Origin of the sequence: Metapseudomonas resinovorans DSM 21078, from assembly GCF_000423545.1 — a bacterium.
In the GTDB taxonomy this organism is placed as follows: Bacteria; Pseudomonadota; Gammaproteobacteria; order Pseudomonadales; family Pseudomonadaceae; genus Metapseudomonas; species Metapseudomonas resinovorans.
In genome coordinates this window covers 33,857-45,931 of sequence record NZ_KE384034.1, presented here as the reverse complement: position 1 = coordinate 45,931, position 12,075 = coordinate 33,857, and the positions used below count along the sequence as shown (strand labels likewise).

Genomic DNA, 12,075 nt, shown 5'->3' with positions numbered 1-12,075 from the left:
CGTCCGAAATCTCACAAGGAATGGTGGGTGATGACGGGATCGAACCGCCGACCCTCTGCTTGTAAGGCAGATGCTCTCCCGGCTGAGCTAATCACCCATCGCCTTGCGAGGCGCGCAATTTACGCAGAGGCCTCCGCTAAGTCAACACCCTGTATGGAATTTTTCTTCAGCCGGACCTTTCGGCCACTTCCGCCACCCCTCCGGCGAGCACCCGCTCAGTGCGCACGCACCAGGTTGGGGCTGGATCAGCTTCCAACCTTCAGGGATACCCGCGCCGTCACCCGACCGTCCTCGTTGCGATCCATTCCAGCCTCGTCGATTCGCACCCCCTGCCCTTCCAGCACGCCGAACCAACGCAACAGGCTGGGAAAAGCCGCCGGCTGCAGGTTTACCTGCACCGTGCCCGGCGCATCGCTATCGATACGTTCAACGGCCAGCCCCTGCTGGGCAGCCGTGGCGGTGACCAGCCCTTGCAGCCGCTCCGGTTCCACCTGGCTCTGCGGCTGACTCTGCACCGATCGCGCTTTGGGTTCATGCAGCTGCAGATAGGCATGCAAGCTGCGCTGAGTCTCGAAATACTCGCGGGCGCTGGCCAGACGGCGCTCTGCCGGCAACCAGAGCAGCAGGTAGAGCAGGACCAGGCCGAGGAACATGCCGAGCCCCAGCAAGGCCATGCGGTCCCTCGCCGGCATGGCGCGCCAACGTACGCCCAGGGAGGAAGTCTGCCATTGCGCCTGGAGCGGTACCTTGATCGTGTCGAGCATCTTCATCCCCCTATCACCAGGCGCGCGCTGACGCCGCTCTGGTCGCGACTGGCCGACCCCATCTGTACGGATAGCCCGCTACCGATCAGCCGCTCGCGCAAGCGCTCCAGGGCATCAAAGCCCGGTGCCTGAACCTGCAGCGCGAGATCACCCCGCGTTTCGCTGAAGTCCAACTGCTGCACCCGCACCTGCGCGCCCTCGGCGATCAGTGCCTGGGCCGCTTGACCGAGCAAGGCCAGCAAGCGCCCCTGCCCCGAAGAGGAGGCTTCCGCCAGGTGCTGGTCGAACTGCGCCCGCAGGTTCACCAGCTTGTTGTCCTGGGGAAACAACTCGCGGTAGAGCGCTTCATTGGCCGCTGCGTAGGTATCGCCCTGACGTTGCAGCTGCCAGGTCTGAATCAGGTTGAAGCTCCACTGCAGCAACAACCACAGGCCCACCAACCCCAGCAGCGGTTTCCAGCGCGACCAGCGCTGACGCTCTTCCTTCAAGGTGAACTCACCCTGGGCCAGGTCGCTGCCCTTCTGCGCCGCCAACCAACCGTAGGCGTCGCTTGTTTCATGCCATTCATCCACGCCGTCCAGCGTATTGCGCTCCGCAGGCGCACGAGCACTGCGCGGTGCCGGGCAGGCGTCCCGCAGGTAAGTCCAATCCTGCTCATCGAAACCGAGCCGGGCGCTACCTTCACCACCCAGCAACCAACGCTGCTCCAGCCAGAGCAACTGGGTTCCCTGCTCGGGCAACAGGTCAGCGTCGATCTGGATGGCCGCAGGCCTGGGGCCGAGCTTTCCGGCCAGTTCCAGCCAGCCTGCCAGCCAGCTGCGGCGCACTGCGAATACCCGGTGCCGGCCATCGGCCAACGCACCACCGAGGGCGAGGTGGAAGCTCTCCACGTCTTCGGCGAGCAGTTCTTCCACCGCGAACGGCAAGGCCTGACGCAACCAGCGGCCCTTCTGGGTGGGCAGGCGGACCGCGCAGCAGGTCACCGCCTCCACCGGCAAGATCAGCCGCCAGGGCGGCAACACCTCTTCCAACGCCCTGGCGAATGGCAGGCGACGGCCCGTGCCTCCTTGCCAGAGCAGCACCTCCAGTTCGGCGTCCAGCTGATTGCAAGCGGCCACCGGGAGGAAGATGCAAGCCTGTGTCATGAATGCGGCTCCTTGACGGGCGCCGGCGGCAAGCCGCCCTGCCCGAGATCACGAGAGAGAACGCGTACCCTGCCGTCGCTACCGCGCTGCAGGGTACTGACTAGAACCTGGCGGCGACCGGCGAGACGCACCTCGCTGATCACCTGGAAATACTGGCTGCCGACTGCCAACCCCTGGGCCTCGAGCCCCATACCCGCCAAGGCGGGCTGGCCGAGAAAAGCATCCAGGCTGCGAAAGCCGGTGGCACCCCGTGCTGCCATCAGCAGCCCCCCCGCATCGGCGTCCAGATTGTCGGCCAGGGTGGACAGCACCATGGCACTGGCGGTGTTGACGTTGAGCGCGGCATCCTCCGGCAGCACGGTGATGAAGGGCAGCAACTTGCGGTAGTCCAGCTCCGTCATGCCTAACACTAGGCGCAACTCGGACACATCGCTCATGGCGTGGTTGGCCGCACGGTATGGCGGCTGCAGCAGCAGGTACTGGTTATCTTCCGCGCCGTTGGGACCATAGGGCTCCTGGTCAGGGTCGAGCCAGTCCACCAGGCGCTCGGTGTACGGCGCCTCGATTCCCAGACGCAGCAGCAGTCGACGGAACTGACGGATACCCGGTTCGCTCAATTGGCCATCTCGTACCAGGCTGTTGAGATTGAAACGGCCACTGGGGTCCTCGATGCGCACACTGAGCGACCCACCATCGTCCAGCTGGAAGGTACTCAAGGGACGCGCCCAGGCTTCACCCAGATGATCCACCGGCGTACGCGGATCGCCCTGGCGCAGGTCACGCACGAGGATCGCCTCGGCAAGTGCCTCGCCGCCCAGCGCGTACTGGGCCACCTGGCGACTGTGAAGTTCATTGCCGCTGGAACGGATGGACAGTTGCGTCCGGGCGATGAGTCCAGCGCAGACCACAGTGGCCACCGCCACGACCAGCAGTACGGTCAGCAACGCAACGCCCGCCTGCCGCTTCATTGCGCCTGCTCCTCGCCGTCGGCCTGTTGATTACCCTGCGGGGCCTGTTGCTCCCCGTCTGGCTGGTTTTCTTCCGCCAGGGGTTGTTGCCGGGGCGGCGTTTCCACCAGGCGCAAGACCCGACGCAGCTGGCCATAGCGACGGTGCTGCAGGGTCAACTCCAAGGCGCGCGGCAGGCGATCCAGGCGCTCGTCTTCCGACAGGCCAGCTGGCGGCCAGCTTTCCTGCCAGTCGCCGCTGTCGTCCATGTAGCGCAGCTTCATGGCCGTGACGCCATCCAGGGCGTTCTGCACCTGCGGCAGGCTGTCCTGGGCCTGGTCCAGCACCGTCCAGTAGCGCCGCTCCAGGCGCTCGCCGGAAAGCTGCCAGCTCACCCGCTGCAGGCGGGAGCGCTGCCCGCCCGTCGGGTTGCGCCAGCCGGCGCGGGTCATTTCTAGGCTGTCGTTGTCGCCCTGGCGCTCGCCCAACAGCGCGGCTCGAGGCTCGCCGTAGGCATCGCGTATCGGTCGCGAGATCACCTGGCGAAGGTCGCGCTCGAAGGCCGAAATAGCGCGGACCAGCTCCCGCAGTTGCTGCTCCTGCACGCGCGTCGCCTCGTCACTGTCGATGACCGCCCCGAGCATGCGCCAGGTGCCCATGGCCAGCAGTGCAAAAATGGCGATAGCAATCAACAGCTCAAGCAGGGTGAAACCCGCCGCACGCTTCATGGTGCGCTCCCCAGGAACCCCACCAGACGCACCGTCGCACGCTCTTCCAGCTTGCCACCGGCTCCACGGGTCGGGCGCGGCGCCACCCAGAGCGTGACCCGCCGCAACGCCGGGTCGCTGGTGCCCTCGACCTGGCTTTGCCACTGCCAGCGTCGCCCACCATAGTCCAGCTCTCCCTGGTCACGGCCGTTGCCGGGAGGTGCCTGGCGTAACTGAAGCTCAGTCAGGCGGTTGTCGGCGATCCACATCGCCAGGGTCTTGTCTTCCAGGCGGGAGGCGATCTGCAGACTGCGCGCACTGGCGGTGAGCACGCTGGCGGCGACCACGGCGAAGATAGCCAGGGCCACCAGCACTTCGATCAGAGTGAAGGCCCGACTGGCTCTCATCCTGCGCGCCCCTTGCCACTCAGGCTTTCCACGCGCGGCAGACGGAAGCCATCGCTGGAGAGCTGCAGGCGCAGTCCATCCTTGCGCCGCTCGCCCATTTCCAGGCGAAACGGACTGAGTTCGCCACTGGAAAGAATGATCAGTTGCGGCACGGGCCGCGTCTCCTCAGCCTTCTTTTCTTCCTTGCCCGGCGTGGGCAGCGTGAGAGGTTCACCCTCCAGCTCGATGCTCAGCTCAGCCCACTCGGGCAATTGTCGGGCCCCATCGGACAACGCCTGCCAACGGTTGCTGGATTCGTCGTAGAAAAACACCTGGTAGCCGTCGCGTTCCACGCGCACGCCATATTCCCGGTTGTCCAGCACGGCCTCATCGGCAAGCACGCCGATAAGCCCGGCAAGGCGTTCGGCTTCGTTCCTGAGCTCCCGAGTGGGGCCGGCGACGCCGGAGCTGATCAGCGCCAGGCCGGCGAGACAGGCGATGACGACCATCACCACCAGCACTTCGATCAAGGTGAACCCCGCGGACACCAAGGCACCGGGCTTCCGGCCAGCGCCGCCCTGCCGTCCGCCGCTCATCAGTTGTCCCAGTTGGCGATGTCGGCGTCGTTTTCGCTGCCGCCTTCCTTGCCATCGGCGCCCAGGGAATAGAGGTCGTAGGTGCCTTTGCTACCCGGAGACAAGTACTGGTACGGGTTGCCCCATGGGTCCACGGGCAGTTTTTTCAGGTAGCCATCCTTGTTCCAGTTCTTCGCTGGCGGATTGCCGGAGGGTCGACTCACGAGCGCCTCCAGGCCCTGCTGGGTGTTTGGGTAGGTGAAGTTGTCCAGCTTGTACATGTCCAGGGCAGCGCCGATGGCCTTGATATCGCCCTTGGCTACCGTGACCTTGGCCTGGTCGGGACGGTTCATCACCTGCGGCACCACCAGCGCGGCCAGGATACCGAGGATGACCACCACCACCATGATTTCGATGAGCGTAAAGCCCGACTGACTACGGCGCAGATTCACGCGATTACCCCACGAGTTGGTTGAGAGAAAGAATAGGCAGCAGGATGGCGAGCACGATCATCAGCACCACCGCCCCCATGACCACCAGCATGAACGGCTCGAATAGGCCGACCAGCAGGGCGATCTGCGCAGCCAGGTCGTTCTCCTGGTTGCGCGCGGTGCGGGCGAGCATCTGATCGAGTTCACCGGAACGTTCGCCGCTTGCAATCATGTGCAACATCATCGGCGGGAACTGCCCGCTGCCCTCCAGGGCGCGGGTCAGGCTGCCGCCTTCACGGACCTTCTGCGCCGCCGATACCACGTGCGCACGGATGACCCGGTTGGCTATGACCTCGGCGCCGATGCCGAGGGCTTCCACCAGCGGTACGCCGCTACGGGTGAGGATCGCCAGGGTGGAGGCGAAGCGCGCGGTGTCAGTGGCGCGCACCAACCGCCCTACCAGCGGTATACGCAGTACCACGCCGTGCCAGCGCTGGCGGATGTCCGGATCACGCAAGGCCCAGCGCGCACCGAAGAGCGCAGCGATCAGCACCAGCAGCATCAGCCAGCCCCAGTCCTTGACCAGGTCACTCAGGGCAATCAGGCCACGCGTGAGCAATGGCAGGGTTTGCCCGGAATCGATGAACACCTTGACGACGTCCGGCACGACGAAGCCCAACAGGAAGGCGACGATCGCCAGCGACGCGCACATCAGGATCACTGGATACAGCAGCGCCAGCTGGACCTTCTGCCGTGACTGCTGACGCTGTTCGGTGTAGTCAGCCAACTGCTCGAGCACCGGCCCCAGATGGCCAGCATGCTCGCCGGCAGCCACCGTGGCGCGATAGAGCTCGGGGAAGGCCGCGGGGAATTCCCGCAGGCTGCTGGCCAGGCTGTGCCCTTCCAGCACGCGCGCGCGCACCGCCAGCAGCATCGACTGGATGCGCGAACTGCTGGATTGCGCGGCCGCCGCCCGCAGGGCCTCCTCGATGGGCAGGGCCGCCTGCACCAGGGTCGCCAGCTGGCGCGTCAACAGCGCCAGGTCGCGGGCAGACAAGCCCCGCACAAGGCTGAAGCGACCGCGCTCGGCCTGCTCACGAACACGCGTGGCGCGTACTTCCAGCGGAGCCAGCTGGCGTTCACGCAGCAGCTGGCGCACCTGACGGGCGCTGTCCGCCTCAAGCACGCCCTTCTGCTGGCGGCCCTTGGTGTCGAGAGCGAGGTATTCGAATGCGGCCATGTTCAGGTTCTACTCATTCTTCCTGGGTAACTCGCAGCACTTCTTCCACCGTGGTGACGCCCAGCAGCACCTTGCGCCGGCCATCCTCGCGAATGCCCGGACCGGACAGGCGCGCATGGCGGATCATTTCCTGCTCCGACGCGACGCTGTGAATCAGACTCCGCATGTGGTCGTCGAACACCACCAGCTCGTAGATGCCGGTCCGGCCGCGATAACCCTGCTGGTGGCACTCCGCGCAACCACGGGCGCGATACAGGATGGGAGCGCTGTCGGCGGCGACGCCCAGCAACTCGCACTCCGCCGCATCCGCCTGGTAGGCCTCCTTGCAGTGCGGGCAGAGCACCCGAACCAGGCGCTGGGCCAACACACCCTGCAGGGATGAAGACAGCAGGAAGGGTTCGACCCCCATGTCCACCAGGCGGGTGATGGCACCAATGGCGCTATTGGTGTGCAGGGTGGAAAGCACAAGGTGGCCGGTCAGGGATGCCTGCACGGCGATTTCGGCGGTTTCATGGTCGCGAATCTCACCCACCATCACCACGTCCGGGTCCTGGCGCAGGATGGCGCGCAAGCCACGGGCGAACGTCATGTCCACCTTGGGATTGACCTGAGTCTGGCCGATGCCCTCGATGTGGTACTCGATCGGGTCTTCGACTGTGAGGATGTTGCGCGTGCGGTCGTTGAGGGTGACCAGGCTGGCGTAAAGCGTGGTGGTCTTGCCCGAGCCGGTGGGGCCGGTGACCAGCAGGATGCCGTGGGGCCTGCGGACGGTACCTTCCAGCAGGTGCCGATCACGCTCGCTCATGCCCAAGTGCTGCAGGGTCAGGCGCCCCGCCTGCTTGTCCAGCAGACGCAGCACCACACGCTCGCCATTGGCCGACGGCAACGTGGAAACGCGAATGTCCACTTCGCGCCCGGCGACCCGCAGGGATATGCGGCCATCCTGGGGGATGCGTTTTTCGGCGATATCCAGACGCGCCATGACCTTGATCCGCGACACCAGCAAGGCCGCCAACTCGCGCTTGGGCTCCAGCACTTCGCGGAGAATACCGTCGACGCGGAAACGCACTACCAGGCGCTTCTCGAAGGTTTCCAGGTGGATATCCGAGGCGTTCTCCTTGATCGCCTCACCGAGGATGGCGTTGATCAGGCGGATGATCGGCGCGTCGTCCTCCTGCTCCAGCAGATCCTCGGTTTCCGGGATTTGCTCGGCCAGGGCCGCCAGGTCCAGGCTGCCGCCCAGGTCCTCGGCCAACTGCATGGCTGCGGAAGAATCATGCTGGTAGGCCTGCGCCAGAGCCTGCTCGAAGGCCTCGCCGCTAAGTGACTTGAGCGGCAAGCTACGGCCGGCGAAGCGACGCGCCTCGGCCAGGGCCACCAGTTCGACGCCGGGACGGTGAGCCAGGCACGGCTCCAGACCATCCAGCAACAGGACGCCGTGGCGCTTGGCGAAACCGAAAGGGAGACGCCGCAGGGGGGCTTCAACGAGTGGTGGATTCATCCGTGGGCGCCTATTTCAGGTGGGTCCAGAAGGAAGTATTGCAGCGCAATCTGACGATTGTGCAGAGCCGCTGTCTGATTCTTATGATGTGTGTGAACAAAACCACCTAAAGCCGTAAAAATTCACAGATATCTTTAGCACAGCGTCCGCGTCTCAACATCATCCAGACGGCCGACCCGGGCACTCGAAGGCGCTGCTATGATCAAGGCAGTTCTGCCAACATAAAAACAGAAGAACTACACCGCATTAGGAGTTCGACCCACTTGCAAGCCTCGGATTCCGCACATTGGCTGCAACGCCACGCGCCAAGCATTGTCGGCGCGCTTCTGGTTCTGGTCATGGGTGCCAGTTTCGCTTGGCAGACCCGGGAATGGTTGCGCCTGGTCGACACTCCTGCCGAAGCACCCGAGCAGCAGGGAACGCCTCTTGCGACCAGCCAGCCCCTGCAGAACCTAGAACCGCTGTTCGGCCCCGCGCCGAAACTCCAGCCTAGCGGCCCGCCGCCCACCACCAACCTGCGCCTCACCCTGCTGGGCAGCTTTGTCCACGCAGGGCCGGACAAGTCTATTGCGATCATCCAGTACGAAGGCGGCAAGCCCCGCCGCTACATTGCGGGCGACGAGATCACCAGCGGCGTCAAGGTGCATGCCGTGTATCGCAATAGAGTCGAAATCGAACGCAACGGCCGACTGGAAAGTCTCAGCTTCCCGCAGCCGCGCTCACGCTTCACGCCCGTTGGCGACACAGCCGACGAGCCGTCGGCTGCCGTGATCGACGAACTCAGCGGCCTGCAGGAAGACAACGCCGCCGAGTTGCGCGAGCGCATGGAAAAGTTGCGCCAACAGATGGAAGACCCGGAGGACACCGTGCCCGAGCCTTCCGCCGAACAGCCCCAGGAAAGCGAATGACACGATGACCCCGACCTTCTCGCGCCTCACGCTCGCCCTGATCGCCACCGGCCTGCTGGCCGCGCCTCTGCCCTTGCTCGCCGCCCAGCCCCTTGCCGCACCGGGCAGCACTCAGCAGCAGGATGGCTGGACCATCAACCTGAAGGACGCGGATATTCGCGAGTTCATCGATCAGATCGCCGACATCACCGGCGAGACCTTCATCGTCGACCCGCGGGTGAAGGGCCAGGTCAGCGTGGTATCAAAAGCACCGCTGGGGCTCAACGAGGTCTATCAGCTGTTCCTCTCGGTGATGGCCACCCACGGCTTCACCGTCGTCACCCAGGGCGACCAGGCGCGCATCATCCCCAACGCCGAAGCCAAGGCCGAAGCCGGCAGCAGCCGGGCGGGTGCGGAACGCCTGGAAACGCGCGTGATCCAGGTGCAGCACACGGCAGTGACGGAGCTCATCCCACTGATTCGACCGCTGGTCCCCCAGTACGGCCACCTCGCCGCCGTGACCTCGGCCAATGCCCTGATCATCAGCGACCGCGCCGCCAACATTGCCCGTATCGAAGACCTGATGCGCCAACTCGACCAGAAGGGCGACCGCGACTATACCGTCCTTAACCTCAAGCACGCCTGGGTCATGGACGCCGCCGAGGTGCTCAATGCATCCCTCAACCGCGGCCAATCCAAGGGCAGCTCGGGCACTCAGGTGATCGCCGATGCCCGCACCAATCGCCTGATCCTCCTCGGCCCACCGTCCGCCCGTGCGAAGCTGGCGGCCCTGGCGCAATCCCTCGACACCCCGACTTCACGTTCGGCCAACACCCGGGTAATTCGCCTGCGTCACAACGATGCCAAGAGCCTGGCGGAAACCCTTGGCGAGATTTCCGAAGGTTTGAAGAACGGCGAAGGCGGTGGCGAAGGGACGTCGGCAGCCGGCGGCAAGACGCAAAGCATACTGATCCGCGCCGACGAGAGCCTGAACGCGCTGGTGATGCTGGCCGAGCCGGATGTGGTCACCGCCATGGAAGATATCGTCCGCCAACTCGACGTGCCTCGCGCCCAGGTGATGGTAGAAGCGGCCATCGTGGAAATCTCAGGCGACATCACCGAAGCCCTCGGCGTGCAATGGGCGGTGGATGCACGCGGCAGCACCGGCGGCCTGGGCGGCGTGAATTTCGGCAATACCGGGCTCTCGGTGGGCACCGTGCTTAACGCCATCCAGGACGAGGAGATCCCAGAAGTCCTCCCGGACGGCGCCATCATCGGCATTGGCACCGACAATTTCGCCGCGCTGATCACCGCGCTATCGGCCAACAGCAAGAGCAATCTGCTGTCCACCCCCAGCCTGCTGACCCTGGACAACCAGAAGGCCGAAATCCTGGTGGGCCAGAACGTACCCTTCCAGACCGGCACGTTCACCACCGATGCCTCGGGCGCCAACAACCCCTTCACCACCATCGAACGCCAGGATATCGGCGTAACCCTGAAGGTGACCCCGCACATCAACGAAGGTGCCACCCTGCGCCTGGAGATCGAGCAGGAGATCTCTTCCATCGCCCCAACAGCGACGCTGACTGCCCAGGCAGTGGACCTGATTACCAACAAGCGCTCGATCAAGAGCACCATCCTGGCCGAGGACGGCCAGGTGATCGTGCTCGGCGGCCTGATCCAGGATGACATCACCCAAACCGACTCCAAGGTCCCGCTGCTGGGCGACATACCCATTCTCGGCCGGCTGTTCCGCTCCACCCGCGACACCCATGTGAAGCGCAACCTGATGGTCTTCCTGCGGCCCACGGTAGTGCGCGACCGCGCCGGCATCGCCGCGCTGTCCGGGAAGAAATACAACGACATCCGCATCGTCGGCGACCACGACAAGGAAGGCCGCCCGGCCATCCTGCCGCGCAAGCCGGTGGATCTGTTCGACGGCCAACAGGTGCCTGCTATCGACGTGCGCAAGCCTTGAGTTTCAGGAGGGCCGTCACACGGCCTTCCCCCTCTAAGCTCGCCCCCTGCGCTGTCATTTCGGCAGGGATGGCACTCCCACCGCCAGGGATTCTTGCCCCAACGAAAAGGGCGGCCCTCCTTCCGGTGCAGCCGCCCTGCCCTCCCCGACTGGCGCTCAGTCGAGGTCGTTCATCTTGCAAGGTCCGACAGTAGCCAAGCCCGATCCTTCGCAATGCCCCTTACCCAAGGCGACCTTGCCGTTGCTCGCGACGGTCGCCTACAGGGGCCAGTCGATCACAGCGCGGCGAGCCCGCGCTCCAGATCAGCCTTGAGGTCGGTCACATCTTCCAGGCCAATGGCGAGGCGCACCAGGCTGTCGCTGATGCCGGCGTTGGCACGCTCCTGCGGCGACAGACGACCGTGGGAGGTCGTGGCCGGATGGGCGATGGTGGTTTTGGTGTCACCCAGGTTGGTGGTGATGGAGATCATCCGGGTGGCGTCGATGAAGCGCCAGGCGGCCTCTTTTCCACCCTTGACCTCGAAGCTGACCACGGCACCGAAGCCTTTTTGCTGGCGTTTGGCCAGCTCATGCTGCGGATGGCTTTCCAGGCCCGCGTAGTAGACATGCTCGACACCAGGCTGTTGTTCCAGCCACTTGGCAATGTCGAGGGCGCTGGCGCAATGGGCCTGCATGCGCACGCGCAGGGTCTCCAGGCCTTTGATCATCACCCAGGCGTTGAACGGGCTGAGGGTCGGACCGGCAGTGCGCAGGAACCCCACAACTTCCTTCATGTGCTCCGCACGACCGGCAACCACGCCCCCCATGGTGCGGCCCTGGCCGTCGATGTACTTGGTGGCCGAATGCATGACGATGTCGGCGCCCAGCTTCAGCGGCTGTTGCAGCGCCGGAGTGCAGAAGCAGTTGTCGACCACCAGCAACGCACCCTTGGCGTGGGCAATCTCGGCGAGCGCGGAGATGTCCACCAGTTCGGCCAGGGGGTTGGACGGGGATTCGACGAACAGCAGTTTGGTGTTCGGCTTGATCGCCGCTTCCCAGCCAGCCAGGTCGGACAGCGCCGGATAGTCGACCTCGATGCCGAAACGCTTCAGGTATTTCTCGAACAGGCTGATGGTCGAGCCAAACACGCTACGGGAAACCAGCACGTGGTCACCACTGCTGCACAGGCTCATCGCGATGGCGAGGATCGCCGACATGCCGGAGGCGGTAGCCACGGCCTGCTCGGCGCCTTCGAGGGCGGCGATGCGCTCCTCGAAGGTCCGCACGGTCGGGTTGGTGTAGCGCGAATAGACGTTGCCCGGCACTTCGCCGGCGAAGCGCGCGGCGGCGTCGGCGGCGGTGCGGAACACGTAGCTGGAAGTCAGGAACATGGCCTCGCCGTGCTCACCTTCCGGCGTGCGGCGCTGGCCAGCACGCACGGCCAGGGTTTCGAAGGCTGCGCCTTCCAGGTCACTGTCCAGCCTTCCGGCTTCCCATTCTTGCGTCATGTCACTCAACCTCGAGTTCGCCGCTAT

The 12,075-nt window shown here is 64.9% G+C and carries 12 protein-coding genes and 1 tRNA gene; 2 read left to right on the top strand and 11 right to left on the bottom strand.

Translation table 11 applies throughout. From position 1 onward, the window contains the following. Positions 1 to 21 precede the first annotated feature (21 nt). The 10 genes from G559_RS0127690 to gspE form a co-directional block, all read right to left on the bottom strand. Positions 22 to 97, bottom strand: a tRNA-Val gene (locus G559_RS0127690). A gap of 148 nt (positions 98 to 245) precedes the next feature. Next, positions 246 to 764: a type II secretion system protein M gene (locus tag G559_RS0127685; protein WP_081668177.1), complete on the bottom strand. Its 519-nt coding sequence runs from the start codon at positions 762 to 764 to the stop codon at positions 246 to 248. A gap of 2 nt (positions 765 to 766) precedes the next feature. Beyond that, on the bottom strand, positions 767 to 1,909 hold the full coding sequence (gspL, locus tag G559_RS0127680) for a type II secretion system protein GspL (RefSeq protein WP_028631344.1): 1,143 nt from the start codon (positions 1,907 to 1,909) through the stop codon (positions 767 to 769). After that, positions 1,906 to 2,877 (bottom strand): type II secretion system minor pseudopilin GspK, encoded by a 972-nt coding sequence (gene gspK, locus G559_RS0127675; RefSeq protein ID WP_028631343.1) that lies wholly within the window; start codon positions 2,875 to 2,877, stop codon positions 1,906 to 1,908. The genes gspL and gspK overlap by 4 nt, the downstream gene beginning before the upstream one ends. Continuing rightward, positions 2,874 to 3,584, bottom strand: coding sequence for a type II secretion system minor pseudopilin GspJ (gspJ, locus tag G559_RS0127670; RefSeq protein WP_028631342.1), 711 nt, complete (start codon positions 3,582 to 3,584; stop codon positions 2,874 to 2,876). The genes gspK and gspJ overlap by 4 nt, the downstream gene beginning before the upstream one ends. Continuing rightward, positions 3,581 to 3,970, bottom strand: a complete 390-nt coding sequence (gene gspI / locus G559_RS0127665) for a type II secretion system minor pseudopilin GspI (RefSeq protein WP_028631341.1) — start codon at positions 3,968 to 3,970, stop codon at positions 3,581 to 3,583. Before gspI ends, gspJ begins: the two co-directional genes overlap by 4 nt. Beyond that, on the bottom strand, positions 3,967 to 4,545 hold the full coding sequence (gene gspH / locus G559_RS0127660; protein ID WP_051246944.1) for a type II secretion system minor pseudopilin GspH: 579 nt from the start codon (positions 4,543 to 4,545) through the stop codon (positions 3,967 to 3,969). The genes gspI and gspH overlap by 4 nt, the downstream gene beginning before the upstream one ends. Continuing rightward, the gene (gene gspG / locus G559_RS0127655; RefSeq protein ID WP_245586558.1) at positions 4,545 to 4,931 is read right to left on the bottom strand and encodes a type II secretion system major pseudopilin GspG; all 387 of its coding nucleotides are present in this window, start codon (positions 4,929 to 4,931) and stop codon (positions 4,545 to 4,547) included. Before gspG ends, gspH begins: the two co-directional genes overlap by 1 nt. A gap of 49 nt (positions 4,932 to 4,980) precedes the next feature. Then, positions 4,981 to 6,195 (bottom strand): GspF family T2SS innner membrane protein variant XcpS, encoded by a 1,215-nt coding sequence (xcpS, locus tag G559_RS0127650; RefSeq protein ID WP_028631338.1) that lies wholly within the window; start codon positions 6,193 to 6,195, stop codon positions 4,981 to 4,983. Positions 6,196 to 6,208: 13 nt separating this feature from the next. Then, positions 6,209 to 7,696, bottom strand: a complete 1,488-nt coding sequence (gspE, locus tag G559_RS0127645) for a type II secretion system ATPase GspE (protein WP_028631337.1) — start codon at positions 7,694 to 7,696, stop codon at positions 6,209 to 6,211. A gap of 338 nt (positions 7,697 to 8,034) precedes the next feature. On the opposite strand from gspE, the gene G559_RS0127640 reads away from it, so the two are divergent. Together G559_RS0127640 and gspD are read left to right on the top strand one after the other, a co-directional pair. Then, positions 8,035 to 8,604, top strand: coding sequence for a type II secretion system protein N (locus G559_RS0127640; protein ID WP_245586556.1), 570 nt, complete (start codon positions 8,035 to 8,037; stop codon positions 8,602 to 8,604). 4 nt (positions 8,605 to 8,608) lie between these two features. Further along, on the top strand, positions 8,609 to 10,561 hold the full coding sequence (gene gspD, locus G559_RS0127635; RefSeq protein ID WP_028631335.1) for a type II secretion system secretin GspD: 1,953 nt from the start codon (positions 8,609 to 8,611) through the stop codon (positions 10,559 to 10,561). 275 nt (positions 10,562 to 10,836) lie between these two features. Here gspD and G559_RS0127630 read toward each other — a convergent pair whose 3' ends face one another. Next, complete coding sequence (locus G559_RS0127630) at positions 10,837 to 12,048, bottom strand: O-succinylhomoserine sulfhydrylase (protein ID WP_028631334.1); 1,212 nt, start codon at positions 12,046 to 12,048, stop codon at positions 10,837 to 10,839. Positions 12,049 to 12,075: the final 27 nt, after the last annotated feature.

What these genes read in the sequence shown, in the direction of transcription:
- G559_RS0127685 (WP_081668177.1), bottom strand. Translation starts at nt 764, where the DNA reads ATGCTCGACACGATCAAGGTACCGCTCCAGGCGCAATGGCAGACTTCC.
- gspL (WP_028631344.1), bottom strand. Translation starts at nt 1,909, where the DNA reads ATGACACAGGCTTGCATCTTCCTCCCGGTGGCCGCTTGCAATCAGCTG.
- gspK (WP_028631343.1), bottom strand. Translation starts at nt 2,877, where the DNA reads ATGAAGCGGCAGGCGGGCGTTGCGTTGCTGACCGTACTGCTGGTCGTG.
- gspJ (WP_028631342.1), bottom strand. Translation starts at nt 3,584, where the DNA reads ATGAAGCGTGCGGCGGGTTTCACCCTGCTTGAGCTGTTGATTGCTATC.
- gspI (WP_028631341.1), bottom strand. Translation starts at nt 3,970, where the DNA reads ATGAGAGCCAGTCGGGCCTTCACTCTGATCGAAGTGCTGGTGGCCCTG.
- gspH (WP_051246944.1), bottom strand. Translation starts at nt 4,545, where the DNA reads ATGAGCGGCGGACGGCAGGGCGGCGCTGGCCGGAAGCCCGGTGCCTTG.
- gspG (WP_245586558.1), bottom strand. Translation starts at nt 4,931, where the DNA reads ATGGTGGTGGTGGTCATCCTCGGTATCCTGGCCGCGCTGGTGGTGCCG.
- xcpS (WP_028631338.1), bottom strand. Translation starts at nt 6,195, where the DNA reads ATGGCCGCATTCGAATACCTCGCTCTCGACACCAAGGGCCGCCAGCAG.
- gspE (WP_028631337.1), bottom strand. Translation starts at nt 7,696, where the DNA reads ATGAATCCACCACTCGTTGAAGCCCCCCTGCGGCGTCTCCCTTTCGGT.
- G559_RS0127640 (WP_245586556.1), top strand. Translation starts at nt 8,035, where the DNA reads ATGGGTGCCAGTTTCGCTTGGCAGACCCGGGAATGGTTGCGCCTGGTC.
- gspD (WP_028631335.1), top strand. Translation starts at nt 8,609, where the DNA reads ATGACCCCGACCTTCTCGCGCCTCACGCTCGCCCTGATCGCCACCGGC.
- G559_RS0127630 (WP_028631334.1), bottom strand. Translation starts at nt 12,048, where the DNA reads ATGACGCAAGAATGGGAAGCCGGAAGGCTGGACAGTGACCTGGAAGGC.